The sequence below is a fragment of the Terrilactibacillus laevilacticus genome (assembly GCF_006517395.1).
In the GTDB taxonomy this organism is placed as follows: Bacteria; Bacillota; Bacilli; order Bacillales; family Sporolactobacillaceae; genus Terrilactibacillus; species Terrilactibacillus laevilacticus.
In genome coordinates this window covers 1-26,858 of sequence record NZ_VDCY01000004.1, presented here as the reverse complement: position 1 = coordinate 26,858, position 26,858 = coordinate 1, and the positions used below count along the sequence as shown (strand labels likewise).

The window sequence follows — 26,858 nt, the reverse complement described above, 5'->3', positions numbered from 1 at the left end:
AATGATCAAAAAATTTGACCTAAATTGACCATTGAGGTATGATGAATATAGTTTTTAAAGAAAGATCACTTATGAAAGATAAAAAGGAGGGTGTTCAATGCCATTAATTCCAACAGTCATTGAGCAAACAAATCGAGGGGAACGTGCCTATGACATTTATTCCCGTCTGTTGAAAGATCGTATTATTATGCTTGGTACCGCTATTGATGATAATGTGGCTAACGCTATTGTTGCCCAACTGCTTTTCTTGGCAGCAGAAGATCCTGAAAAAGATATTTCAATCTACATAAACAGTCCTGGTGGATCAATCACAGCGGGTATGGCTATTTATGATACGATGCAACACATTAAACCGAAAGTATCTACTATTTGTGTCGGTATGGCAGCATCAATGGGTGCCTTTCTCTTAACAGCTGGAGAAATTGGCAAACGCTTTGCATTACCTAATAGCGAAATCATGATTCACCAACCTCTTGGTGGAACCCAAGGACAAGCAACAGATATTGAAATCCACGCGAAACGTATTATTAAAATGCGTGAAAAATTAAATGCAATCATGGCTGAACGTTCAGGTCAACCCATCGAGGTTATAAACCGCGATACAGAACGAGATAACTTCATGTCAGCAGATGATGCCAAAAAATATGGACTCATCGATGAAGTCTTAATTTCTAAATAATTTAACAAAAGGAAAGACTATCATTAGCATTTTGCTTTTGGTAGTCTTTTTTATACTTTAAGAAAGGATAAGCACAGGCTTAGGCCTCTGTCTGCGCCTTATAGGCCCCGCAATCGGCAAGTTTTCTTTCGTTATCCAGTTTTGTGAGAAACAGAAAATCAAATTTCATGATTACCTAACTGTTAGTTATAAAATTAACGAGAGCCTGAGCAGCGACCGCCTCATCATTTCCTTCAGCGACCACTTTTACTTGCGTTCCTTCACTTAAAGCTAGACTCATGATACCCATAATGCTTTTTGCATTAACTCGTACAGATTGATATTCCAAAAATAAATCCGAATGATACTGATTTGCTTCCTGAACAAATTGGGCTGCCGCCCTCGCCTGAAGACCACCTGGAATAGCAATATAAGCCGTTTTTTCCTCCAACAGAATTGACCTCCCATTTTCTTTTATCCGTACTCATTAGTCATAAGCCTCTTTATCTCTAGTAAGGATTTCAAAGAAGTGGATAGAGGGGCTTATATACCCCTAAAAAGCCGGGAATCATGGACTTAACTTCATTACCATTATGACCTATTTACCTCGCAGTTGATTCGCTAATACTTCAATTTTTCGAAATCGATGATTGATTCCTGATTTACTGATATGTTCTCCTTGAACTAATTCTCCAAGCTCCTTCATAGTAACATCCGGATGCTTCAATCGAACTTCTGCAATCTCACGAAGTTTATCTGGAAGTTGATCCAACCCCAATTTTTCTTCAATAATTCTAATATTTTCAATTTGTTTCATTGCGGCGCTCACTGTTTTATTAAGATTGGCTGTTTCACAATTAACCAGACGGTTAACCGAATTACGCATGTCCTTAACAATCCGTATATCTTCAAAATAAAACAGAGCTTGATGTGCAGCAATGATACTCAAAAAATCGGTGATCTTCTCACTCTCCTTTAAGTATATAATGTAACCGCTCTTACGTGGTAGTATTTTGACATTTAAATTAAATTCATTCATTAAACGAGCTAATGAATGAGTGTGATCTTCATAATTTGAAAAGATTTCAAGATGGTAAGATGACTCAGGGTGATTAAGTGATCCCCCTGCTAAAAATGCTCCACGTAGATAAGATCTTTTGCAACATGACTTTTTAATTAAGTCAGGATCTATTTCACGTGTAAACATAAAATTTTCATCGACAATTTTCAATGCATGCAAGAAATCTTTCGTATTTTCTTTCATTCTAACAATATAGACATTATTTTTCTTTAAACGCATCTTCCGTCGCACTAATATTTCAATCGGAAATGTATAATTTTTCTTAATTAAAACGTAGATTCTTCTAGCTATCGCTGCATTCTCAGTGCAAATATCTAAACTCAATTGTTTATTTACAATTGAGATCGATCCGTTCATTCGAATGAGTGCAGCTAGTTCCGCTGTTGCACAACATGGTTTGACTTCCAGTTGCGTCAGTTCTTTCTTTGTTTCTGCAGCAAAGGACATTTTTGCCACACCCCCCTTAATTATTAGGCGGAAGTAGTTTTACAAGCCAATCACTAACCACTTTCTCATTGTGTCGGATCACTTGATGATCATAGGAAACAAGATCATCACTTATCACTTGTATACCTAGTGCTTCGCATCTTTTACTGTCGCACAGTACTGGTTCTGCCTCTTCACGGGCATAGTTTTCTAAGATATCTTGATTAATTGTCTTATTATTAACGAGTATATAATCAAGAAATTGACTTGAAACATGATCCAATAACACTTTCACATGGTCAGCTGCCGTAAAGTAATCTGTTTCTCCTTTTTCGGTCATAATGTTACAGATGTACACTTTCTTTGCTTTTGCCTTTTTAATTTCTTCCGCAAGTTCTGGAACTAAGATATTTGGAATAACACTTGTATATAAACTTCCTGGACCGAGTACTATTAAATCCGCCTGCTTAATCGCTTCAACACTTTCTTGAAGAGGGGCTATATTTGATGGTTCCAGAAAAACACGTTTAATTTTCTTATTGCTTTCTCGAATAGTTGATTCACCTTTAACAATGGTCCCGTCTGTCATCAAAGCACCCAGTATGATACTTTGATTTGCCGCAGGGAGAACATTACCATTTACATTTAATATTCGACTCATTTCCGCAATGCCTTTAACAAAGTCACCTGTAATGGACGTTAAAGCAGCGATGAGCAAATTACCCAAAGAGTGACCACTTAAGCCATTCCCGTTTCTAAATCTGTGTTGCAAAAGTTGTTCAAACATAGGTTCAACGTCAGATAAAGCAACGAGAACGTTTCGAATATCTCCAGGTGGTGGAATTTGAAGTTCATTTCTTAACATACCTGAACTTCCGCCATCATCGGCCACCGTAACGATGGCGGTAATGTCCAACGGATGTTTTTTAAGTCCTCTTAAGATCCTCGATAAACCCGTTCCACCACCGATGGCTACAATTTTTTGTTTTTTTGTCATGTTAGTAATTTCCTTTTTCAACATCTCGATGCATCACACGAGAAGGATATACTTCGGATATTTCTTTACTAATATGCTCAGCCAAAGCAACTGAACGATGTCTTCCACCAGTGCATCCAATGGCGATGACAAGTTGTCTCTTACCCTCTCTCTTATACTGAGGTAGCATAAAACGCAAGAGATCGAGCAACTTCTGTAGGAATTGCTTCGTCTCAGTCCATTTAAATACATAATCTGCAACGTCTTTTTCTAGACCTGTTCGAGGTCTCATATGTTCAATATAATATGGATTTGGTAAAAATCTAACGTCAAAAACAAGATCAGCATCTATTGGAATTCCGTATTTAAAACCAAAGGAGAGAACATTCACTCGGAAAGATTGGTCATTCTCATCACCAAATTGAGCGATAATGGTGTCTCTTAATTGGACAGGCTTCATGTCCGTAGTATCAATATAACATTGAGCAAGCCCTTTGATTTCTTCTAATTTTTCTCTTTCAATCTTAATCCCCTCTAAAGGCAAACCTCTCGGTGATAAAGGATGAGAGCGTCTTGTTTCTTTGTAACGTCTAACCAACGATTGATCCTTTGCATCTAGGAATAGTATTTGGGGCTTAATTTTTTCATTTTTACTAAATGAATCAATGGACTCAAATAAAGAGTCAAATATTTCACGTCCCCTTAAATCCATCACAACGGCTAGTTTATTTAATTTTTCACCAGAATCTCCTACTAGATCAATGAATTTCGGCAGTAAGGACGGCGGCAGGTTATCAATGCAAAAGTAACCTAAGTCCTCAAAACTTTGAATAGCGACTGTTTTTCCTGCCCCTGACATACCTGTAATGATGACCACCTGAATATTTTTCCCCATAATACCCGAACCTCCCTTTTCATCTCTTTTAATTTGGATCGAGTCTGTAACTTAATAATTCAAAATCCGGCGAATAATGAAATGTTCCAAAAATCATCCCTCGCCCATGAAGGACGTAGTCTAATAAATGGTAATCTCCTTCCGCCATTGGGAGCTTTTGAAATTCATCTGCCTTCTGCCAAGCAAGCTCGCCTTCTTTACTTTGTCCTATAAGTTGGCCTTCATAATCATCCGCATAAAAAGTGAACATCATCCACTCGGATATGGTTTTGTCTCCCTCTTTTATTATAAAGGTAAATACACCTTTTAGCTCTGGATTTTGCAAATACAGTCCAGTTTCCTCACGAAATTCACGAATGACCGTATCCTTAATGGATTCCCCACTCTCCATTTTCCCACCGGGTGCTACCCACCAGCCTCTTCTCGGCTTTTTTAATAATAATACTTTATCGTCATGCTTTAACAAACAGTTCGTTACGCGCTGCAAGCTGCTCACCTCTATCTAATGTTACAACTATTTTCTATATAAAGATACTTATACCAATATATGGTTTATTAAATTGAAAATACATTGACTCTATTATATACGAGTCTATCCCATTTTTCATTTTATTTTACTTTGATTTAGCTAGTCCTGTCTATTCTCGAGTCACCTATCATTTATTCAAAAATTTTCCTGAATCATGTTCATCAACACACTACATTAGTATAAACGAAAGAGTATTAGAGTTTTGTGATATCCTTTTTAACATACAAAAGCAGTAACAGGCAATGATCTGTTACTGCTTAAGATATTTTCAAACTGTCCCCTAATTATTTTCAGTTTTCAGCTCGGCTTCTATATATGACCTCTTCGAAGATTCACCCATACGCCAATAAACAATAAAGCTAATAAAAATACAGATTGCTACATAGTAGAAAAACAACGACTCAAAACCGATACTTTTAAACCATAAGGCAACAAACTCAGCGGTTCCACCAAACACAGCAACCGTTAATCCATACGGAAACCCTACACCTAGAGCACGTATTTCTGTTGGAAATAGCTCTGCTTTAACGATCGCATTAATCGAGGTATAACCTGTAACAATAATAAGACCTAATAACATTAATAGAAATGCCGCAATGGCGCTATGTGATTGCTTCATAAGTAGAAATAATGGCACCGTCAATATTGTGCCGAAAATACCAAAACTCATTAATAGTGGTCTGCGTCCAATACGATCTGATAGCATCCCTGCTAATGGTTGAAGTATAACAAAAATGAGTAGTGCAACAAAATTGATTAAACTAACAAGTTCCTTATTAAGACCAACTGAATTAACCATAAACTTCTGCAAATAGGTCGTATACGTATAGAAAGCCACTGTACCACCAAGCGTTAATCCGACAACGGTTAACACCGCCTTCGGATACTTAATCAAAGCACGAATCGTTCCAGCTTTTTCTTTATCATCCTTATCCATTTTATTGAATTGTTCCGATTCATCCATCGTTCGGCGAAGCCAAAGAACCGTTAATGCCCCTAGAGCTCCTATGACAAATGGAATGCGCCAACCCCATGCTCTCATTTCAGAATCATCAAGCGATAATTGTAAAATAATTTGGACACCCAGTGCTATCATTTGCCCCGCAACTAGCGTCACATATTGAAAACTTGAGTAGAATCCACGTCGACCTGAATTCGCCATCTCAGATAAATACGTTGCTGACGTTCCGTATTCTCCTCCTAAGGATAATCCTTGAATGAGTCTAGCAATGACTAAAATTATAGGAGCAAATATCCCAATCGTTTGATAACTCGGCGTTATAGCAATAACAAGTGAACCAAACGCCATAATCATAATAGAAAGCGTCAGTCCTGCACGACGACCATAACGATCCGCATAACGACCCATTAACAAACTTCCAATCGGACGCATAAGAAAGCCAACAGCAAAAATTGCTGCAGTATTTAATAATTGGCTCGTTGTGTCCCCTTGTGGAAAAAATTCTGTTGAGAAATAAACAGCAAACGCAGCATAAACATACCAGTCATACCATTCAATCAGATTACCCAGCGAACCTTTTAAAATATTCCCTGTTATTCGACGTGTATTCGCGCGTTCAGTTGATTTAATCATGTCAAACATCCACCTTCTAATTTTTTTATATTGAAGAAATAACAATAGTGTTATTATGTAGGATTATTTTGAATATTTTATCCATTATTAAAGAACACTACCTGCTTGATCAGATCTGACTTATTTGAAAGAAATGACGTTTTCACAATTTCTTAAGATTCAAACCTCAGATCTCTGATAGGTAAAAGATTGCTTAAACGATTTAATTTTTGAAAATCAACTTGCTTTTCAAGAAGTCTTTAGCTAACTTGCCTGTGCTCACGATACCGAACCATTACATTAGGTTATGATTATAATAACATAAAGAACATTAATATTCACCTGTTCACAATAATTTCGAAATAATAAAAATTATTCAGCAAAAAAAATGCATGAACTCTGAATTTGAGCTCACGCAAAAATGTTACATATATATTAAGGGGGTCATTCTATCTTTATCATACCCCATTTGTATGTCACTAAGATTACAATTCATTTAAGAGAACATGATAAGAAATCAAAATCACATAGATAGTCTTCAGACTTTAGAAGCATCTTTGAGTTCTTCTACATATTTTTGAGCAGATTGTGCAGCGATACTTCCATCACCTGTCGCCGTGACAATTTGGCGCAATTCTTTTTCTCGCACATCTCCTGCTGCAAATATTCCTGGTATACGAGTTTCCATCTCTTCATTCGTTTCAATGTATCCCGTTTCATTCGTAATACCAAGAGACTTAACGGCACCATTCAAAGGAAGTAAACCAATGTAAATAAAGACGCCGTCCGCTTTTACTTCTTTTTCAGACCCATCAACGGTATTAACAAGTGTGACACTTCCAACTTTACCGTCCGCTTCATGAATTTCTTTGACCGTGTGATTCCAAATAAAGTCTACTTTCTCATTAGCAAACGCTCGGTCTTGAAGGATTTTTTGAGCACGAAGTTTATCGCGTCGGTGGACGATCGTCACCTTTGAAGCAAAACGGGTGAGATAAACGCCTTCTTCAACAGCAGAATCCCCGCCACCAATAACGAGAAGTTCTTTTTCTTTAAAGAACGCTCCATCACATACAGCGCAATAAGATACGCCTCGACCACCAAGTTCTTGTTCACCAGGGACACCAAGTTTTTTATACTCAGCTCCTGTCGCTACAATAACTGAAAGACCTTTGAATTCTTTGTTTCCTGCAATTACCGTTTTGTATTCTTTTCCATCTTGTATTTCCTTAATATCGCCATATGCATATTCAGCACCAAACTTTTTCGCATGCTCAAACATTTTATTGGATAAATCAGGTCCAAGAATGGACTCAAATCCAGGATAATTTTCAACTTCTTCAGTATTCGCCATTTGCCCCCCTGGAATCCCGCGTTCAATCATCAAGGTAGATAAATTCGAACGTGAAGCGTAAACAGCTGCTGTCATTCCGGCTGGGCCAGCACCAATGATAATCACATCGTATATTTTTTCTTCTGCCATATGCTTTTCTCTCCTTTATCCGTTAGTATTCCAACCTAACCCTCATTTTTACTAATGTAAAATAAATGAATCAATGAATTATGTTTTGTCTAAAATAATTATATATCTATAAGAGGTTGTTCAAAAAGTCACCAAATGATAACTTGCGAATCTCGGCGCCCACTTGTTTTTCCGGTCCTCATGTAGCGGATACAAGAGGATCGCTGGCTGAAATCGCTCACGTCCTGTGGCGGGCGCCTGAAGCTACCACAACGCGAGGAATGCCGGTCCTCGGGAACAGCGCCGCTCTTAGCCTTCCGACGCCCAGGACGGGCTAGTACTGGCGTTTTCTTGCAGGATGCCAGCGTACTTAGCCAGTAACCCTTTTCGTTTGTCACCTTTTTGAACACGCACTATAAGATAACCTTGAATAAAGCTAATCATAAAGGGTTAATAATACGTATTTGATTACATTTATTATAAATAACTCTGTAGAATCTATGCTATAAAAATAACCATCATCCGTCTATATATATGCTCAAAAACACATCTTTCTTATAATAATCCATTAAGTTGGAGAATGTGGCCTAATTCTTGAATGTGCTTCCTTATTCGATAAACAGATGTATGACAAAGTTTAGCTATTTCAGCTTGTGATGTACGTTGATTTTTTTCTTTCTTCCATAGGTAGATCAATGCCCCGGCCCATCCTTCAACATCAATCTCATCCTGCTGATCTAACATTTGATAAACAACGTACCAATAATCATATAATTCTGGATGTCTTACAACGGCTTTACCTCCAGATATGCACGATTGGACATGCCACATAATGTTTAATCTGTGGTCCACATTTTGTGATATATGAGCAAGATCCATGACCATTTCGCTTGCAATTGCTCTTATCACAGGATCCTCATGACTTTTTGCTGTATGTTGAAGTTCATCTTGAGCGGATAAATAATGAAGATAAAAAATAGCAAATAACTGTTCAGATTGGTCTTGATTGTTTAACTCGCGCTGAATTAATGAATGCACCATAAAATTATCGTAGGCCTTCTCATCTAGGAGCATATCTTGCACTTTTTCATACTGAAAAGGATGGAAAGGTGTTTCATCAAAGAAATGAACCTGGTTCCAAGCTCGCTTAGCTACGGTTAAATTGCCCACTTTATAAGCAGCATAAGCCATCCAAAAATAAAAAACTTGGTCTCCATTTACACCTGCTTTTTCAGCTGAGACCAACCAACGACATGCATTCTCAAAGTCGCCTATAAATAGATACGTTGAGCCTAATTTACTTCGGTGATCAGGAAAGTAAGGAAAGAGTTTATTTAAACGCGGAAGCATTTTATCACGTAATTCTATTTCATTGCATTGATGATAGAACGTCACCAAGTTACATAATGCGTGAATATTGCCAGAATCTTTTTCTAAAACATGGTGTAACGTTGTGTAAGCTTTATCCATCCATCCTAATGAAAAATAGGCAATCGCCAAATTATTATATGCTGCCCAAAAGTCCGGTTCTTCTTTTATGACTTGTTTAAATAAGGTAATGGCTTTCTTATATTGACCATGTTCTAACTGTTGGCGACCTTTTTCATGGTTAGAAATATACCTAGGTTCCTCTTCAACATCATACCCAACAGATTCCTCACTTATTAGATGAAGTAATTCTTTGGCATCTTGTACGAAAATGCCATGTGGTTCTTCTTGTAAATACAAATTGACTTCTCTTAAGGCATCTTGAAATTCTCCAAGATAGGCATAATTATTTGCCATAAAGAAATGGCATTCTGTTAGTCCTAAGTCAAGCTCTGTTACGATTCTATTTAAAATCCGATTTGATGATTTATAGTCTTCAAGTTCTGCTAATATAGATGCTTGTTGGCATAAATATTCAACCTCATTTGGTTCAAAAGCTATCGCACGATCAACATATTTATAGGCTTTATGAAGGTCTCCCTTCTGATAAGCTACCATGCCCTTTTGAAAATAGTACGAACCATTTGGGTTAAACGAAATGATGCGTGCCTTTTTAGACATCTGTTCTGATTTCATGTTTTCCTCCGTATTCATTCAGAATTTGTCCTTTGAAAAGTATAACATAGATTGTCCAATTTCGTTTTACGGAAACATGAAAAGGTTGTGTTAATTTATGAAATAGCCGAGAACACTCGTAACTTTAGTCATGAGAGGTTCAGGTCTATTTTCAAAATGATTCGATATGCAAATAATCACATTCTAGAAAAGAAAAAAACGCCCATTTGGCGTCATTTATTTTGATTTACCTGATCTCTTATTGAAGGCTAATTCAAACAACCCCGTTGATGATAGACCCGCTAATCCACCGCCCCATAATCTCTCTAGAATATCTAGTTGAGGGGCAAAAGGTTGCGCTGCGAAGCCTATCCCTATACCTATTATAAGAGCTATTAATGGAATGATATTTTTTGGAATAGATACAGCTTGTTTTATCATCTGTGTAACAGCCGTTACGATAGGTAAAATGATAGTGGCGAACATTAAAATTTCGTTCATATTTCTCACTCCCCTACTTTTATTACTAGCATATGCAAGCAGGAAGTAAGAAAGCACATATAAGTGCCCGCTAAATCGGGATCAGTGTAGAATTTGTCCAATAGCAGGAATTAAACCACTCAAGCCTACATATATACCTATTATATAAAGTATTAAAGGGTGGTGTTCCGTGCAAAAGAAGATCATAACCATAGCCTTTGCAAGTATTCTTATTGCTGTAGCTATAAATGGCTTTATCATTCCCTTGCATCTATTAAATGGTGGGTTTTGGGGGATTAGTATTTTAGCACATTACTTGTGGGGTTATAAAATAGCGCTGACTTTTGCCTGCCTGAATATTCCTATCTATCTTATTGCATTTAAATATAACAATGTTTTTTTCATTAATGGCCTCCTTGGAACATGCTTTGTCACTGTCGCAACGGACCTTTTATCTCCTCTTCAGAATATGATTAACTTTTCATTTTTTACAAGTATTGTTCTTGGTAGTCTTATTTTGGGTATTGGTGTTGGCTTAATGTTAAAATTTCATACAAGCCCTGGCGGAATGGATCTTCTTGCTTTAATGCTGTCAAGGTGGTTTAAGATAAATGTAGGGTTAATTATTTTTATTCTAGATTTACTGATTATCACTTCTGGAGTTATTCTCCTTCAGGATGAAAAAATATTTTACTCCCTCATTATCGTTTTTATGGTAGGGATCATCACAATGATGATGACCTCTATAAGGTCCATTATCTTTGAATAAACGTTTATTTAACATGAAAGCTACTCATATATTCAATTCAGTAGCTTTCACTTTTTAGAACTCTAAGTAGTCATAAAACTACGAATCACCCTCTTCATCAATCTCCGCATCCAGAGGTAGAAGCATTAAGATTTCTTTAACGACATTATTAATTCGTTCATTTATAACGTTTGACCCATATATTTTTTTGGCAATTTCAATCTTCAGAGTCACATCTTCGTCAAATTCCACTATGGGTTCATCATCTTCAAGATCATTAAACAGATTGATGATGGTATCCAGTGCCTTATCAAATTTATCTCTTTCTTGATCGTTTGCTTTCATTTTTTATCACCCATTGATAATATGAGTTAAAATGGGTGTTTTTATAACTTGATGATCTTTCAGAGCAAAACCCTATTATAATAAGCATCCTTTGATGTTTTACTTCATGATTTTTAAATAACCATTGAAATTGTTATTAAAACCACCGATACTATGTATAGATAGCTAGTCTATATAAAGATATTTTTTCTACTTTGACCCAAGTATAAACTAATATCGTTTGCTAGTTATGGTTTATATTTTAAAAGGGGGCCATGAAATGAATAAACGAATCCTAGTCCTTTTTGGTGGGATTTCAATCATTCTACTAATTATCGGCATAGTCATAGGAAATAAAACAGCAAAAGTGGATCTAAACAACCAAAAAATCAGCGCGGAGAAATTACAAAAAGAAATTTCTCAATTAAAAAATCAGAAAAAAGACCTTTCAAATTCAACTTCTAAACTAAACGATGTCAATAAGCAAATAACAGATGCAGAGACAAAGTTAGATGATCTAAAAAAACAGAATCAAGAAGTATTAGATTTAGTAAAAGATAAAGATGACTTAAAAAAGGAATATGACAAAGCTGCTAGCCAACTTTCAGATATTAAAAAACAACTAAGTGACGCTAAATCAGATTTAGATAGCACTAATGATCAAGTTGATAAGGCAAGCGGCACCCTTCAGCAAGCCAAAGGAGAGCCTAAGACGTTAAGTGCAGGTAATTATGTTGTCGGCAGTGATCTTCCAGCCGGACGTTATAAAGCCGTCCCAGTTGGTGAAGGAAGTAATTTCTTTGTTCGTGATCCTGGTGGGTCGACCTATGTTAATACCATATTAGGAAACGACGGCGAAGCATCTTATACGTTCGAATGTTCTAACGGTGATACAATAGAAACTGAATCATCAGTAAAATTGATTCCATTAAAGTAGTGAAAAAAAAAGAAAAAATCACAAAAAGAGAGTGTGGCAAGGTAATCTCACCTAACACACTCTCTTCAATATTATCTTATATTAAAAGACAAGAAAACGATTGAATAGCTAGAGGAAAATTAACGTTATGAAAACGTATTACACCCCTAATAATAATACTTTGGAATATCAGCTACTCACACCAAAGACAAGGAAACCAAGACAAAAAATGGTAATAATCGATTTAGAGGAACATAAAAGGTCAAGGTCGAGTCATGAACGACTCGGTGCCAGAACGACGTATGGAGGACGCAATAGATGCTATCTTTTGTTGAAGGAAAAGTTTTAAAGGTTGATTACTCTAAAGGCGAGAAAACAAAAGAAGAGCTTATTAACAAAATGTTTTTCTTCCACTCATTTAAAAGTTCATCCGCATATTGATCGGACTCTATATGCCAACCACGATCTGTAAACACAATCATTAGTAGTTTTCCATAATGCTCAAATTTCTATAATATCATGATCAATCATCCAATCAATTTTTTGCATAATATCATCTAATTTCTCTGACTTAAAATAGCCATAGACAGGACACCGATCAAGTCCTAGTTGTAATATTTTCTTCTCCCCTGCCCCTTTAGACCTTAGCACGAAGCGTCTTCGTCCTTGTGCAATAATTGCATCCGCTTCTCTCAAAATGACTTTTATTTCTTCATTAGATAATCGACTAACATCAGATTGCATCAAAATGGTAAGTCCTCTTCATCAATCCATCCATCGGAAACAATCAATTTATCTTGCTTTTTGGCTTTTCTTTTTATTTCTGAACTAGGTACAGGCTTAACTGTTAGGACCTTAGCGAACCTCTCCTCATATAAATCACGAATCCATACTTTTACAGGTGCTTTCCATTGCTGATTAGGCGTTGGAATATTTTTAATTAAGCTCTTTGCAGTCATCCCCAACTCCTTAGCCATTTGTATATCAGTCTCATTCAAATGGCATCTCTTTTTGGCCTCTGTCCAAGCTTGTGAATTCCTTTTTGCCACCAACATCATATCCTCCTTTTTAGATGATAAATTGTGAAAGATATTTTGCAATATTAAACCATGTATAATATCCTTTTGGACGCTCCGCTAAACTTTTAACATTTTTTCACTGTACGATTTTCAATTCCCACAACATTTCTTAAATTTCTTCCCGCTCCCACATGGACAAGGATCGTTTCTGCCAACCTTTTGATGGGTTTGGAGACTAATGACCTCTCCTTTTTTATTGGTCAGAGGCGGTAATGCCTTCTTCTCCTGTGCGAATAGCTCTTCTGATGTATATCCCTTTAAATACCATTCCCTCGTATTATTCATAAGAAGAACAACGGCATCCATCAGCTTTTGTACAGCTTCTAAGCTTTCAAATGTTAGTTGCGTTTGTATATATTTAAGAAGCTGGCTAGGTTGACTGCCTAATTTCACATGCATAATACAGTCCTCAACAAGCTCCTTTGCCTCTTGTTTTGACATCCGATACTTTTGCGTAAACAGTGATAAAAGTTGAGAATAACCTTTTGGACGCTCCACATAGTCCGTTTCACCTGCTTCAAGGAGCTGTTTCTTCGAGAATGGATAGTAGTCAAGATTCTTCCTAGATGCCTGCTCCTCTAAAACAACTAAAGGGTCGAGCACTTCCCAGTAGGAATAGCCTTTCCTGTCAATGTCTATTTCTTGGTAGTACTCCATCGCATCAAAAATAACCTGTTTGAAGTCGAGGTAATCTGGATGAACTGGCGTATATTTTTCAACTAAATTCACTAACTTGTCATTCGGCACTGTTCCGTAATAATAAAGTAATCCGCGGGTTATCTTTATCCATTCCGTATTCCGTTTAACATCTGTAAGGATCGTTTCGTCGCGAACGATTTCCCCTAGAGAAGGCAATAATTCCAAAGGAATCATGACGATTGGATTTCCATTCCGAACACCAGTAAACATAAAACCAGTTTTATAGAAATACTCCATCTCCTCAATTTCTACATTATTGGCGCTAATAGCTCCATTATTGGCAATAATATTTTCTACTAAAAATAGACGTCGCTCATCGAACTGACTGATAATATTTCTGAGATGAAAAGGGATTACCTCTGCCAAAAATTGAATTAATTCCGCCTTTTTCAAAGAGCTTATATTTCTGATATGCAGCTTTTTCCGTATGTCTTGAAGATCTGCGACCCTTAATGCGGATAGCCCTTCCTTTAATGAAGCTATTCCTTTAATTTTATTGTTTTGATTTTTGTTATTAGTTACTGCCATTTTATACCCCTTTCATCCAGAGTCTCCCTCTGAAATAATCACAAGTCACAGCTACCCCTTTTTAGCCATCATTTTCATCTCATATTTATTTTCCATTGTATCACGTATGTGCAAAATATAAACACATGAACAGGAGTGACTACTCTAAAAGAGGTTGTTCAAAAAGTCAGCAAATGATAAGCTACGAATCTCGGCGCCCGCTCGTTTTTCCGGTCCTCATGTAGTAAAAACCTACATTCCGGTCCTCAAAACAGCGCCGCCTTGATCTTCCGACGCCCAGGACGGGCTAGTTACTCTCGTTCTGGCAGGATGCCAGCGTACTTAGCCAGTAACCCTTTTCGTTTGCCACCTTTTTGAACACGCACTAAAAGGAACTCTCTTATTTCTCCAACAAAACTTTTATATATAAAAAAGAAGCTTCCCATAAGTTTGCTCAACTTATGAGAAGCCTCTGATATTTTTCGGTCATGGCACCAATTTTTATAATTTCGGCACCAAAACGGTATCAAATTTGATTGGTTTACCGGATAATCCTTGAATATCAGGGTTAATTCGGCGAATTACATCATGCCGCCCATTCCACCCATGCCGCCCATAGCGCCCATGTCAGGTGCTCCTGAGCTTTCTTCAGGTTTGTCAGCAACAACAGCTTCAGTTGTTAAGAACATAGAAGAAACAGACGCTGCGTTTTGAAGAGCAGAGCGTGTTACTTTAGTAGGGTCTACGATACCAGCTTCAAACATGTTTACCCATGTATCTTTTGCTGCATCATAACCGATTCCTACTTCTTCTTTTTTAAGTTTTTCAACGATAACAGAGCCTTCAAGACCTGCATTTTTCGCAATTTGACGGATTGGTTCTTCAAGAGCACGAAGAACAATATTCACGCCTGTTGCTTCATCGCCTTCAGTTTGAACAGCTTCAACAGCCTTGATTACGTTAACAAGTGCTGTACCGCCACCGGAAACAATACCTTCTTCTACCGCTGCACGTGTAGAGTTAAGAGCGTCTTCAATGCGGAGTTTACGTTCTTTAAGTTCTGTTTCAGTTGCAGCACCGACTTTAACAACCGCTACGCCGCCAGCAAGTTTTGCCAAACGTTCTTGAAGTTTTTCTTTATCAAATTCAGATGTTGTTTCTTCAAGTTGAGCACGGATTTGGCTTACACGGCTTGCGATTTGATCCGTTTCACCTGCACCATCAACAACTGTTGTATTTTCTTTTGTTACAACGACTTTAGATGCAGTACCTAATTGATCAACGGTTGCTGATTTAAGATCTAATCCAAGATCTTCTGTAATCACTTGTGCACCAGTTAATACAGCAAGGTCTTCAAGCATGGCTTTACGACGATCACCAAAACCAGGAGCTTTAACAGCTACTGCATTGAAAGTACCGCGAAGTTTGTTAAGTACAAGCGTTGAGAGAGCTTCGCCTTCAACATCTTCAGCAATGATAAGAAGGGATTTACCTTGTTGAACCACTTGTTCAAGAACTGGCAATACTTCTTGAATGTTAGAGATTTTTTTATCCGTAATTAAGATATATGGTTTTTCAAGAACAGCTTCCATTTTATCTGAATCTGTAACCATGTAAGCAGATGCATAACCACGATCGAATTGCATACCTTCAACCACTTCAAGTTCTGTGTTGAATCCTTTAGATTCTTCGATAGTGATGACACCGTCGTTACCAACGCGTTCCATTGCTTCAGCAATGATTTGACCAACTTCTTCGTCTGCTGCAGAAATTGCGGCAACTTGTGCGATAGAAGCTTTACCTTCGATAGGTTTTGAAATGGTTTTGAGTTCAGCAATGGCTGCTTTTGTTGCTTTTTCAATACCACGACGGATGACCATTGGGTTAGCTCCAGAAGTGACGTTTTTAAGTCCTTCGCGGATCATCGCTTGGGCAAGAACGGTTGCCGTTGTTGTACCATCACCTGCAACATCGTTTGTTTTGCTTGCAACTTCGGAAACAAGTTGTGCTCCCATGTTTTCAAAGCGATCTTCAAGTTCAATTTCTTTAGCAATCGTTACACCATCATTTGTGATAAGTGGTGAACCGAACTTTTTATCTAGGACAACATTACGGCCCTTTGGTCCAAGTGTTACTTTAACTGCATTTGCTAATGTATCAACCCCACGAAGCATTGCGCGACGAGCGTCTTCACTAAATTTAATATCTTTAGCCATGTTCAGTTAGCCTCCTTGTTTTATATGTAAAATCAATTAACCGATGATGGCAAGAATGTCATCTTGACGTAAGATGAGATACTCTTTTCCGTCATACTTAACTTCAGTACCTGCATATTTTGAGAAGATCACACGATCACCCTCTGACACTTCAAGAGCAATACGTTCACCGTTGTCAGTCACTTTACCAGTACCTACTGCAACAACTTGACCTTCTTGTGGTTTTTCTTTTGCTGAATCTGGAAGAACAATACCACTTGCTGTTTTTTCTTCCTTTTCAACGGTTTCAATAATCACACGATCACCTAAAGGCTTTAACATTGATAACCCTCCCTGATTCATTACACTAATTTTTTATTAGCACTCTAAACAGGTGAGTGCTAATCCAGTTAATATAATAATCAATCTTGGACAATTTTGCAAGAGATTCGATTAAAAAAAAGTATTTTTGTAGACACAAACTTGTCTCTTTACTGTTAAGGTTGGTCATTGTTATCCAATGATTAAAACTCGCCTTTATATGACGATCCAAGAAGAATGAAGACTTGCTTTAAGTGCGTGTTCAAAAAGGTGGCAAATGAAAAGGGTTACTGGCTAAATACGCTGGCATCCTGCCAGAACGAGAGTAACTAGCCCGTCCTGGGCGTCGGAGGCGGCGTCAGTTTTCTTTGGACCGGCATTCCACATGACGTGTGGTAACTTCAGGCACCAGCCACAAGACATGAACTATTTTAGCCAGAGATCCTCTTGTTTTTGCTACATGAGGACCGGAAAAACAATCGGGCGCCGAGATTCGCAAGTTATCATTTGGTAAATTTTTGAACAACTTCTTTAAACTTTGATTTTAGTATAGTCACCCTTAGCCTCTTTCATTTGCGCTTTTCTTAGGTATAATAAAAGCTAACCTAAGAGGACATTTCTGCTAAATGATATGAATATATATAGCACTCTTAAAGGTTATCTTAATAATGTCCACATTATGCCTAAATTTTTATCAAGGGAGCGATTATTTTGCTTAAAAATTACATATGGATTGTCATTACATACGCTGCTTGCTATTTTTCAGGTTATATTCCCCGCCATTTTCCAGAAGTTTTGACCTTTGTACCTACTTCCCAGCGCCCTGCTGTATGGACTGTTGTTACATTTGGAATCGCTTTTATCATCATTGTCCTTCTACTTTTGCCCGAAAGAAAATTAGATTATCGTCATCGATTATCCTTCAGAAAGTCGCTTTCTTGGGCTATTGCAGGACCTTTTTTACTATTTTTCACTCAGATTATTATTAATATCATCATCATTAATCTATTTCATATTAATCCAAAATCTGAAAACACGACAACTATCATTAATATTACGAGAAATTCTCTATATTTGATTCTTTTTATTAATATCATTGGTCCTATACTTGAAGAAATTATCTTTCGAAAAATTATATTTGGTTTAATTTATCGAAAAACAAATTTTATCATTGCCGGTTTGATCAGTTCTCTGATTTTTGCTTTTGCCCATCGTGACTATCTCTATCTTGTCCCTGTTTATGTTGCTATCGGTCTAGTCCTATGCTTCCTATATAAAAAAACTGGACGTATTTGGGTATCGATGTTCGCTCATGCTTCGATGAATGCTGTCGTGACCTTGTCGCTACTTGTTAAAAAACCTGAAATCCCACAGCACGCCTTAAGTTTTCTTTATCATAGTCAATATTTCTTTATCCCGCATTAACGGCTAGTCTAATCCCCCACTTCAAGGTAATGAGTGTAAACGAGCCTTCCTAGATGTGAGATAACTGCCCGTAAAAGCCCGATTGGTTCTGGATTCCAATCAGTGGGGGATGCAGAAAATCCCCACTGATTGGAATCACTTTATCTGAAAAACAAATTCATATCCAAAACAAAAAATCTCCCGTTCATGATGGCCATGACACGGGAGATTTTTTACTCATTCATTATTTTAATTTCGTTAAAATCAAAGGTTTATCATCTGTGATTAATAATGTATGTTCATATTGAGCAGATAGCGAGCCATCCATTGTTCTAGCTGTCCAGCCATTACTATCTAATGTTGAACGCCAATCGCCAATATTGACCATCGGCTCGATCGTGATGACCATTCCTTCACGTAATCTAAGCCCTCTTCCAGGCCGACCATAATGAGGGACTTGAGGATCTTCATGAATGGTTGGGCCAATGCCATGACCAACGAAGTCCCGCACAACCCCATAACCTTTACCTTCAACAAACGTTTGAATAGCTGAACCTATATCGCCTATACGGTTACCGACTACCGCTTGCTCAATGCCTAAGTACAATGACTTTTCTGTTACATCCAACAAATCCTTAACTTTGTCTGATACTTGACCAACAGCGTAAGTCCAAGCTGAGTCAGCTAAACCTCCATCTAGATTTACAACCATGTCAATCGTCACAATATCACCGTCTTTTAATGGTGTTTTACGAGGGAATCCATGGCATATTTCATCATTAATGGAGGCACATGTTGCATATTTATAACCGTTATATCCTTTTTGTTCTGGTGTTGCTCCATGTTCTTCTAAAAAGCTATTCACGAATTCTTCAATATCCCATGTAGAAACACCTGGTTTAATTCTTTTTTTTATTTCTTGATGACAGCGAGCTAATAGGTCTCCAGCTTCTCTCATTTTTTCAATTTCATTCTTTGATTTAAGTTGTATCATTTTGATATTCCACCTTTTTTAATTTACACAAATTTAGCCTATTCAATATTAAAAAAATCGATACATAAGGACTTTTTTTCAGTTAGCTACCTATGACCATTTTCTTCCATCTTTTGGTTTAACAAATATATCAAGGATTGTAACTCAACAGATAGATCAATATGACGAATATACACATCATCTGGCAGAGCTAAACGAATCGGCGTAAAATTTAAAATTCCTTTAACACCAGACTTTACGGTTTTTTCTCCAACAATTTGAGCTTGATCTTGTGGAACAGCTAAAATAGCGGCTGCAATATCCCGATTATCATCATGGTCTAAATCATGAATAGATTGAACCGTTAAACCCACGATTTTTTGACCAATCTTTCTAGGATCTGCGTCATATGCCTTCGTGATTTGAGTATTATTGTTTTTTAAAAAATTGTAGTTAAGTAAAGCTGTTCCAAGGTTCCCTACGCCAACTAACATGGCTTTCTTTAATTCGTCTTGTTTTAAAACTGAACCTAGAAAACGAATTAAATACTCAACATCATAACCATATCCTTTTCTTCCCAAGGTGCCAAAATAAGATAAATCTTTCCGAATTGTAGCGGAGTCAATTTGGATTAGCTCACTAAATTGGGAGGATGAAATACGTTTCCCGCCTTTTTCAGCATATCGTTGCAAAAAGCGGTAATACAGAGGCAATCTTTCCGACGTTGCTAAAGGAATATGTCCATTTGATAACATTTTCATCAATCCTTGTCAAATGCCCTAGTTATCTTTTAAGATACATGTTCAAAAAGCAACTCTGAATTTATATCATATCTCAAAAGATGGGTTGAACTTTTTGAACATATCCTTAACCATGATAAACGAAATTTAATGACGTTAATAGCATTTTTATATTCTTTTATAAGTTGACTATATCGCAATTTTCGAGATATGTCCTCAAAAATAATTAGATATTTCGTGAACAAATCTCGTAACTCCGCTCATTCACAGATTTTATTGTTTGCAAAAGGATATCTTAACAATTCATATTGTTGTAAAGGAATTTAGTTGATTGTCAAAACAAGTATACGATAAACTGAAGTAAGATAGAGGTGAACAACAATGATACTATTACAAACCAACCAAATCAGCAAATCTTTTGCAACAGATCTTATTTTATCGAATATTTCAATTGAAGTACAATCTGGAGAACGTGTCGCATTGGTAGGTCGAAACGGAGCCGGTAAGTCAACCCTTTTAAAAATAATAGCTGGTGCGATGAGTGCCGATTCAGGAGACATCATCATTCCTAAAGATAAAACGATGGGCTATCTACCTCAAAATGCGACACTCAATTCCAATAAATCCATATATGATGAATTGCTAACGGTCTTTCAACCTTTACTTACTATGGAAAAAAAATTGAGGAAAATGGAAGAAGATATGGCAAGTCCTGATCTTATAGAAAATCAGACTGAATATAATCAACTTCTAAAGAGCTATGATCAACTTCAAGTCTCTTTCAAAGACCAAGGAGGCTATTCGTATCAATCTGATATTCAGTCTGTATTAACAGGGTTAAATTTCCAGTCTTATCGTCAAGATACACCCATTTCATCTCTTTCCGGAGGACAAAAGACTCGGCTAGCATTAGGTAAACTTTTGCTCATTCAACCTGATATCCTAATCTTAGACGAACCAACAAACCATCTCGATATTGAAACCCTTCAATGGCTTGAAAACTATTTGCAACGCTATAAAGGATCCATTTTAATTGTTTCACATGACCGTTATTTTCTCGATAAAGTGGTCACGAAGGTTTATGAAATATCCCATCATAAGGCAATCAAATATACAGGTAATTATAGTCGCTATTTAGTTCTTAAAGAGGCCGAATATGAACGCGAACTGAAAAACTATGAGAAGCAACAAAAAGAAGTTGCTAAATTAAATGATTTTATCCAAAAAAACATTGTTCGTGCCTCAACCACTAAGCGTGCCCAAAGTCGCCGAAAACAATTAGAGAAAATGGACCTTATGGAACATCCTCAAGGTGATTTAAAATCAGCTCGATTTTCATTTCAAACGAAAACGCAAAGCGGACATGACGTTCTTAGTGTCAGTGATCTTAAAATTGGTTACCAAGCAAACAACCCACTGATGTCAAATTTAAACTTCATGATAACACGCGGTGAAAGTGTCGCCTTAGTCGGACCGAACGGGATAGGAAAATCAACCTTACTTAAAGCGATTGTAGGCACACAAACACGTTTATCTGGTCATGTGACACTAGGTAGCCAGGTTTCCATTGGCTATTATGATCAAGAACAAGCTAAACTTACCTCAAACAAGGATGTCTTACACGAATTATGGGATGAATATCCATTAACACCTGAAAAAGACATACGTACCGTATTAGGAAACTTTCTCTTCTCGGGGGATGACGTCTTAAAACTTGTGTCACAGTTGAGTGGTGGAGAAAAAGCCAGGCTTGCCTTAGCCAAACTCATGATGAAAAAAGACAATCTGCTCGTTCTTGATGAGCCAACAAACCATTTAGATATTGATAGCAAAGAAGTTTTAGAAACAGCTCTAATCAATTATCCCGGAACCATTCTATTTGTTTCACACGACCGATTTTTCATCAACAATATTGCGACGAGAGTGCTAGAATTATCGAAAGAAGATGGCATTACAAATTATCTAGGGGACTATGATTACTATCTGGAGAAAAAAGAAGAAATGCAAGCTATTTCATTACTTGAGGAAAATGAACATGTCCGAGATACTAAGCCATCTAAAGAAGACTCCAATCAAACGGACGGAAAAGCTCAATTTTTAAAAGATAAAGAACGAAAGAAAAAGGAAAGGCAATTGGAAAGAAAGATCGAACAATTAGAAGAAACGATTCAAGATCTTGAAATTCGAATTGAGGAAAACGAAGCCGCCTTATTAACTCCTGAAGTATTTAATGATACGAAACGGGCGAAAGAAATTCATGAATCAACGGTTCAAGATAAAGACAAATTAGAGAAATATATTCATGAATGGGAACAAGTTCAGCAGGAATATGATAACCTTTCTAGTGAATAAAATTTATCGTCCATAAAATTTTATTCACTACTATAAATTTAGTATTCAATTATTCACAAAAACGTATATACACTTACGATCGAGTAAGAGTAATATACGTTTTTTCTGTGGATAAACCACCTGAAACGGAAAATAGGCTGTGAATAACATTGATTTGTGCATAACTAAGGGGATAAGTCATGTTAAATGTGAATTTAATTCACTCTTCTAAAATGACTTATCCCCAAAATTGTTTTTAGTTTGCCATTTAATAATGTTGGTAAACAACCCTTGGCTAATTATATAGACCTCTCAGACCGCTGATAGGCGGTGTTAAAGAAAACGTGCCGATTACGGGGTCTTTAAGGCGCAGACAGAGGCCTCGTTGCACTTATAAATTACTTTCTAAAAGTGTAAACAAAAATCAACCTAGATATTTTTATTTTCTTCTACAGATTCTATGCTAATAATCTGTAAAAATATATCCTGGTCAAAGTTCGGACATTTTAGATACTGAATTTTTCGATAGCAAGACTCGGATTCCCGTTCAAGGCTAAGTCTGCTCGATCTCCTTTTAGATAGCCAATAGATCCTGCCGCTGCAATCATCGCTGCATTGTCAGTACACAATTTCAGTGGGGGTATCGATAATGGGATACCTGCATCATGGCATGCGGACTCCATTCGCTTTCTTAAGCCTTGATTCGCGGATACTCCGCCTGCGACAATGATTTGCTCCACATGATATTCCTTGGCAGCTTTCATTGTCTTAGCCACTAGCACATCCATGACACTTTCTTGAAAACTCGCAGCGATATTTTCTTTTGATATTGTTTCACCTTTTTGTTTTGCGTTATGAACTACATTAATCACAGCAGATTTTAAACCGCTGAAGCTAAAATCATAAGAGTCTGGTTCCAGCCATGCCCGAGGGAAATCAATGATTGGTTCCCCTTTACTCGCAAGTCTGTCAATTCCTGGTCCCCCTGGATAGGGTAAATCTAATGTCCTAGCAACTTTATCAAAAGCTTCACCTGCCGCATCATCGCGTGTTTCACCGATCACTTCGTAGGATGCATGAGACCGCATATAAATAAGTTCGGTATGACCTCCTGAAACAATCAAGGCTAATAAAGGAAATTTCATCTCATTAACCAAACGATTAGCATAAATATGTCCAGCAATATGATGGACGGGGACTAAAGGCTTTTGATGAGCGAAAGCTAATGCCTTTGCCCCATTAACACCAATCAGTAAGGCACCTATTAGGCCTGGTCCTTGCGTAACGGCTATGGCATCAATATCTTCCCATTCCACATTCGCTTCTTTAATCGCCTGTTCACAGACCACTGTAAATTGTTCTACGTGATGTCTAGAAGCTACTTCGGGAACGACACCACCGAACCGTTTATGTATCTCAATTTGGGATGCTACAACAGATGACCGAATGACGGTTCCATTTTCCACGACAGCTGCTGCTGTTTCATCACAGCTTGTCTCTATTCCTAATATGATATTTGGTTTTTCAAAATTCATGATATGTTCACCCACATTACAATAGCATCTTCATGATTGTCTGAATAATAACTTTTACGGATGCCACCTTTTTTAAAACCTAATTTCGTATATAAATTCTGTGCAATATGATTTGATACTCGACATTCCAAAGTTACGGATTTTGCTCGTTTCATAGCAGCAAATAAAAGCACTTTTCTAAGCAACGTCTCCCCAATCTTCTTCCCACGATACTCAGGCAAAACCGCTAAATTAGTGATATGGGCTTCATCAATAATAACCCAAACGCCGCAATATCCAATGCTTCGTTGATGATGCTCTGCAACAAAGTAAGTAGCATATTGGTTTATCGTTAATTCATTTTCAAAGGCCTGTCTTGTCCAAGGCGTCGCAAACGCCTGATGCTCAACAATAAGAACGTCATCAATATCATTAAGATTCATTGGTCGAATGGTTACTCTATCTGTCTCATTCATTTTTTATTCACCTGTTTCTCAAGCCACTTTGATTCAGCTTCTGCTAATCGCAGATAACTTGGAACTACGTGATGAACATCTTTTGATGGTTCCCTTGTAAAGGCTAACTTAGCTATTTCAGATGGGCGTGGATTGTTATATACGGCTTCACCGATAACAGAGTTTGGCAAAATCTCCTGTATTAAAGCTTCGTGTTTATCGAAATCATTACTTAAGAAAAGGATGGATTCTTGACATTTCTTTAGCTCAGCTAACCAATCCTTCATCATCGTTAGACGATCTTCTTGAACACACTCTACTTTACCATCTTTGCTTTGATACAAACCAGTATAAACTTGACCTCGCCTTGCATCAAAGAACGGTACAATTAAACCATTAAAATGTATGCCGTTTTGAGCGAGCGCCTCTAAACTAGAAACACCTACAATTTCTTTATTTGCTGTCCATGCTAATGTCTTTGCGATTGTAACACCAATTCTTACTCCTGTATAAGAGCCTGGTCCAATAGCCACTGCAATTCGATCTATTTGATCTAGAGTAAGATCGACATCCCGAATAATCTGCTCAATGGCGGGCATGAGTCTGATTGAGTGATTCTTTTTCACGTTAGTTATAATTTCACCAAGTACTTTGGTTTCCGTGCTTACTGCAACACCCATTACTAAATTTGAAGAGTCAATAGCTAAAATGTTCATCAATAATTAAACTCCTTACACATACGTTCAAAACGTTCCTGATGTGGAATCAAGATTATTTTTCTTTGATTGTCATTTAAACGTTCAATCTGAATCTCTAGACGTTGTTCTGGAATCAAAGACGGTATATTTTCTGACCATTCAACGACAACAACGCCGGAACTATCAAAATAATCCTCTAGACCAATGTCTTCTTCGTCTGTAATACGGTAAACATCCATATGATATAATGGCAAACGCCCGGTATATTCTTTAACAATTGTGTATGTTGGACTATTCACAAGTTTTGTAATTCCTAAACCGACTGCAAGTCCTTTAGTAAACGTCGTTTTACCGGCCCCCAAGTCTCCCGATAATGTTAACACATCACCTGCTTCGAGAAATTCAGCCAGTCGTTTTCCAAATCTTTGTGTCTCCTCTGGAGAAGAGAGAATCCAATAATTCATCAATATCCCTCATTTTCTTCATCATATCAAAGGTTCTTTAACATATAAATTAAATTGGATTATACCAAACGAATAAAATGGCGAAGCGCTTCAATTGTTCTTTAACATACATAAATTAAATTGGATTAAAGACTTTTTCTATATCATTAATCAGTAAAATGGTTAAATCCTTTTTTAGATAACAAAGCTTTATCCTGTCCATCTACCAAATAAACTGATGGAGAACCTTCCTCAACGTAACCAATTCTTGTTAATCTAATGCCTACTTTTTTAAAAGCCTGTTGATATTCCAATACTGCACTCTCAGGAGCAGTTATTAATAATTGATAGTCTTCTCCTCCAAAGAGGCTATACTCTTTTTGGAGTTTTGGATCTAACTGCAACAATTCATCACTCTTTGGTAAAGATGAGTAATCAATGATAAGCTTAACACCACTTGCCTCTGCAATTTCATTCGCTTCACTTGCTAAACCATCACTTATATCATTTAATGACGTATGATATGGCATTTGAGCCATTATCTGTCCAGCTTCGATTAAAGGAAAAGGCAATTGATGATTCTTAATTAAAGTTCTTTCCATCTCATCATCGTTACCTCTTAATTCACCTAATAAAATTCGAAGCCCAGCTGCACTATCCCCTAAAGTTCCTGTGACTAAAATTACATCTCCAGGCCAGGCTTGGCTTCTTAAAAAATATTTTCTTTTAAAAGTATGACCAATAGCAGTAACCGTAATCGTTAATTTGTCACTGCTTACTGTGTCACCACCAATTAGATCTATATTAAAACGTTTAGCTAAATCAGACAATCCTCGATAAATTTCATTAATTCGATCATACCAGACACTCGGAAAAGCAATTGACACAAGATAATAATCCGGTGTACCACCCATAGCCGCTATATCGCTCAAATTGACAGCAAGTGCTTTCCAACCAATTTGAAAAGGAGACATCGTCTGCTCTGTAAAATGTACACCCTCAACCATCGTATCCATACAAACAATCTGATGCTCATTCTGAATAGGTGTATAAATAGCTGAATCATCACCTATGCCTTGAATAAGTTCTTTATGATAAGCTTTCTCTGGGGTTATAGATCTAATTAATGAAAATTCATCCTTCACTCTCAGCACTCCATAACTGATTTTTCATCTATTTAAAATGTCCATTTTTCTTTTCTTAGTGTACCATATCCCATCAAAAATCCATAGACAGTTAAACAAGGGTGGGCATCTTTATAGTTGCTAATGTGTGACTTTCCGTTTTATTGAGCTACTTTCCGTTTTATTGAGCTACTTTCCGTTTTATTGAGCTACTTTCCGTTTTATTGAGCTACTTTCCGTTTTATTGAGCTACTTTCCGTTTTA

The 26,858-nt window shown here is 37.1% G+C and carries 27 protein-coding genes; 5 read left to right on the top strand and 22 right to left on the bottom strand.

Annotated elements, in window-relative coordinates; all coding sequences use genetic code 11:
- Positions 1-97 precede the first annotated feature (97 nt).
- Positions 98-679, top strand: coding sequence for an ATP-dependent Clp endopeptidase proteolytic subunit ClpP (clpP, locus tag FG390_RS06585; RefSeq protein WP_141190252.1), 582 nt, complete (start codon positions 98-100; stop codon positions 677-679).
- Positions 680-854: 175 nt separating this feature from the next.
- Here clpP and FG390_RS06580 read toward each other — a convergent pair whose 3' ends face one another.
- The 9 genes from FG390_RS06580 to FG390_RS06535 form a co-directional block, all read right to left on the bottom strand.
- Positions 855-1,109 carry an HPr family phosphocarrier protein gene (locus tag FG390_RS06580; RefSeq protein ID WP_141190251.1) on the bottom strand — a complete coding sequence of 85 codons (255 nt, stop codon included), beginning with the start codon at positions 1,107-1,109 and terminating at the stop codon, positions 855-857.
- 147 nt (positions 1,110-1,256) lie between these two features.
- Entirely contained in the window at positions 1,257-2,186 is a 930-nt protein-coding gene (whiA, locus tag FG390_RS06570; RefSeq protein WP_141190466.1) for a DNA-binding protein WhiA, read from the bottom strand.
- A 16-nt stretch (positions 2,187-2,202) separates the two neighbouring features.
- Entirely contained in the window at positions 2,203-3,162 is a 960-nt protein-coding gene (mgfK, locus tag FG390_RS06565) for a gluconeogenesis morphogenetic factor MgfK (RefSeq protein WP_141190250.1), read from the bottom strand.
- Position 3,163: 1 nt separating this feature from the next.
- Complete coding sequence (gene rapZ, locus FG390_RS06560) at positions 3,164-4,036, bottom strand: RNase adapter RapZ (RefSeq protein WP_141190249.1); 873 nt, start codon at positions 4,034-4,036, stop codon at positions 3,164-3,166.
- Between the two features lie 28 nt (positions 4,037-4,064).
- Positions 4,065-4,523 (bottom strand): 8-oxo-dGTP diphosphatase, encoded by a 459-nt coding sequence (locus FG390_RS06555; RefSeq protein ID WP_141190248.1) that lies wholly within the window; start codon positions 4,521-4,523, stop codon positions 4,065-4,067.
- A gap of 322 nt (positions 4,524-4,845) precedes the next feature.
- Positions 4,846-6,159 (bottom strand): MFS transporter, encoded by a 1,314-nt coding sequence (locus FG390_RS06550; RefSeq protein ID WP_141190247.1) that lies wholly within the window; start codon positions 6,157-6,159, stop codon positions 4,846-4,848.
- A 517-nt stretch (positions 6,160-6,676) separates the two neighbouring features.
- Positions 6,677-7,621, bottom strand: a complete 945-nt coding sequence (gene trxB, locus FG390_RS06545; RefSeq protein WP_141190246.1) for a thioredoxin-disulfide reductase — start codon at positions 7,619-7,621, stop codon at positions 6,677-6,679.
- Between the two features lie 534 nt (positions 7,622-8,155).
- The gene (locus FG390_RS06540) at positions 8,156-9,664 is read right to left on the bottom strand and encodes a tetratricopeptide repeat protein (protein ID WP_181406406.1); all 1,509 of its coding nucleotides are present in this window, start codon (positions 9,662-9,664) and stop codon (positions 8,156-8,158) included.
- 216 nt (positions 9,665-9,880) lie between these two features.
- Complete coding sequence (locus FG390_RS06535) at positions 9,881-10,144, bottom strand: holin (RefSeq protein ID WP_141190244.1); 264 nt, start codon at positions 10,142-10,144, stop codon at positions 9,881-9,883.
- A gap of 169 nt (positions 10,145-10,313) precedes the next feature.
- On the opposite strand from FG390_RS06535, the gene FG390_RS06530 reads away from it, so the two are divergent.
- Positions 10,314-10,892, top strand: coding sequence for a YitT family protein (locus tag FG390_RS06530; protein WP_181406405.1), 579 nt, complete (start codon positions 10,314-10,316; stop codon positions 10,890-10,892).
- Positions 10,893-10,970: 78 nt separating this feature from the next.
- On the opposite strand, the gene FG390_RS06525 is transcribed toward FG390_RS06530, so the two are convergent.
- Positions 10,971-11,216, bottom strand: a complete 246-nt coding sequence (locus tag FG390_RS06525; protein WP_141190242.1) for an atypical membrane-integrating protein (Mistic protein) — start codon at positions 11,214-11,216, stop codon at positions 10,971-10,973.
- A gap of 259 nt (positions 11,217-11,475) precedes the next feature.
- Between FG390_RS06525 and FG390_RS15745 the strand changes: the two genes are divergently transcribed.
- Positions 11,476-12,132: a coiled-coil domain-containing protein gene (locus FG390_RS15745; RefSeq protein WP_181406404.1), complete on the top strand. Its 657-nt coding sequence runs from the start codon at positions 11,476-11,478 to the stop codon at positions 12,130-12,132.
- A 480-nt stretch (positions 12,133-12,612) separates the two neighbouring features.
- Here the strand turns inward: FG390_RS15745 and FG390_RS06515 are convergent, their stop codons facing one another.
- The 5 genes from FG390_RS06515 to groES form a co-directional block, all read right to left on the bottom strand.
- Positions 12,613-12,858 (bottom strand): hypothetical protein, encoded by a 246-nt coding sequence (locus tag FG390_RS06515; protein WP_141190241.1) that lies wholly within the window; start codon positions 12,856-12,858, stop codon positions 12,613-12,615.
- Positions 12,855-13,166: a hypothetical protein gene (locus FG390_RS06510; protein WP_141190465.1), complete on the bottom strand. Its 312-nt coding sequence runs from the start codon at positions 13,164-13,166 to the stop codon at positions 12,855-12,857. Before FG390_RS06510 ends, FG390_RS06515 begins: the two co-directional genes overlap by 4 nt.
- Positions 13,167-13,280: 114 nt before the next feature.
- A complete protein-coding gene (locus FG390_RS06505; RefSeq protein WP_141190240.1) occupies positions 13,281-14,417 on the bottom strand; it encodes an SEC-C metal-binding domain-containing protein in 1,137 nt (378 codons plus the stop codon).
- A 560-nt stretch (positions 14,418-14,977) separates the two neighbouring features.
- Positions 14,978-16,612, bottom strand: coding sequence for a chaperonin GroEL (gene groL, locus FG390_RS06500; protein ID WP_141190239.1), 1,635 nt, complete (start codon positions 16,610-16,612; stop codon positions 14,978-14,980).
- A gap of 36 nt (positions 16,613-16,648) precedes the next feature.
- Entirely contained in the window at positions 16,649-16,933 is a 285-nt protein-coding gene (gene groES / locus FG390_RS06495) for a co-chaperone GroES (protein WP_141190238.1), read from the bottom strand.
- Positions 16,934-17,623: 690 nt separating this feature from the next.
- Here groES and FG390_RS06490 point away from each other — a divergent pair.
- Positions 17,624-18,337 carry a CPBP family intramembrane glutamic endopeptidase gene (locus tag FG390_RS06490; protein ID WP_181406403.1) on the top strand — a complete coding sequence of 238 codons (714 nt, stop codon included), beginning with the start codon at positions 17,624-17,626 and terminating at the stop codon, positions 18,335-18,337.
- Positions 18,338-18,560: 223 nt separating this feature from the next.
- On the opposite strand, the gene map is transcribed toward FG390_RS06490, so the two are convergent.
- Together map and FG390_RS06480 are read right to left on the bottom strand one after the other, a co-directional pair.
- Positions 18,561-19,310, bottom strand: coding sequence for a type I methionyl aminopeptidase (map, locus tag FG390_RS06485; protein ID WP_141190236.1), 750 nt, complete (start codon positions 19,308-19,310; stop codon positions 18,561-18,563).
- 86 nt (positions 19,311-19,396) lie between these two features.
- Complete coding sequence (locus FG390_RS06480; RefSeq protein WP_141190235.1) at positions 19,397-20,044, bottom strand: redox-sensing transcriptional repressor Rex; 648 nt, start codon at positions 20,042-20,044, stop codon at positions 19,397-19,399.
- A 366-nt stretch (positions 20,045-20,410) separates the two neighbouring features.
- Here FG390_RS06480 and FG390_RS06475 point away from each other — a divergent pair, with 366 nt between their 5' ends.
- Positions 20,411-22,381: an ABC-F family ATP-binding cassette domain-containing protein gene (locus FG390_RS06475; protein ID WP_141190234.1), complete on the top strand. Its 1,971-nt coding sequence runs from the start codon at positions 20,411-20,413 to the stop codon at positions 22,379-22,381.
- 485 nt (positions 22,382-22,866) lie between these two features.
- Here FG390_RS06475 and tsaD read toward each other — a convergent pair whose 3' ends face one another.
- The 5 genes from tsaD to thiL form a co-directional block, all read right to left on the bottom strand.
- Positions 22,867-23,895: a tRNA (adenosine(37)-N6)-threonylcarbamoyltransferase complex transferase subunit TsaD gene (tsaD, locus tag FG390_RS06470; RefSeq protein ID WP_141190233.1), complete on the bottom strand. Its 1,029-nt coding sequence runs from the start codon at positions 23,893-23,895 to the stop codon at positions 22,867-22,869.
- A complete protein-coding gene (gene rimI / locus FG390_RS06465) occupies positions 23,892-24,350 on the bottom strand; it encodes a ribosomal protein S18-alanine N-acetyltransferase (RefSeq protein ID WP_141190232.1) in 459 nt (152 codons plus the stop codon). The genes tsaD and rimI overlap by 4 nt, the downstream gene beginning before the upstream one ends.
- A complete protein-coding gene (tsaB, locus tag FG390_RS06460; protein ID WP_141190464.1) occupies positions 24,347-25,045 on the bottom strand; it encodes a tRNA (adenosine(37)-N6)-threonylcarbamoyltransferase complex dimerization subunit type 1 TsaB in 699 nt (232 codons plus the stop codon). Before tsaB ends, rimI begins: the two co-directional genes overlap by 4 nt.
- Positions 25,045-25,491 carry a tRNA (adenosine(37)-N6)-threonylcarbamoyltransferase complex ATPase subunit type 1 TsaE gene (gene tsaE, locus FG390_RS06455; RefSeq protein WP_141190231.1) on the bottom strand — a complete coding sequence of 149 codons (447 nt, stop codon included), beginning with the start codon at positions 25,489-25,491 and terminating at the stop codon, positions 25,045-25,047. The genes tsaB and tsaE overlap by 1 nt, the downstream gene beginning before the upstream one ends.
- 146 nt (positions 25,492-25,637) lie before the next feature.
- Positions 25,638-26,615, bottom strand: a complete 978-nt coding sequence (gene thiL / locus FG390_RS06450) for a thiamine-phosphate kinase (protein WP_141190230.1) — start codon at positions 26,613-26,615, stop codon at positions 25,638-25,640.
- Between the last annotated feature and the right edge of the window lie 243 nt (positions 26,616-26,858).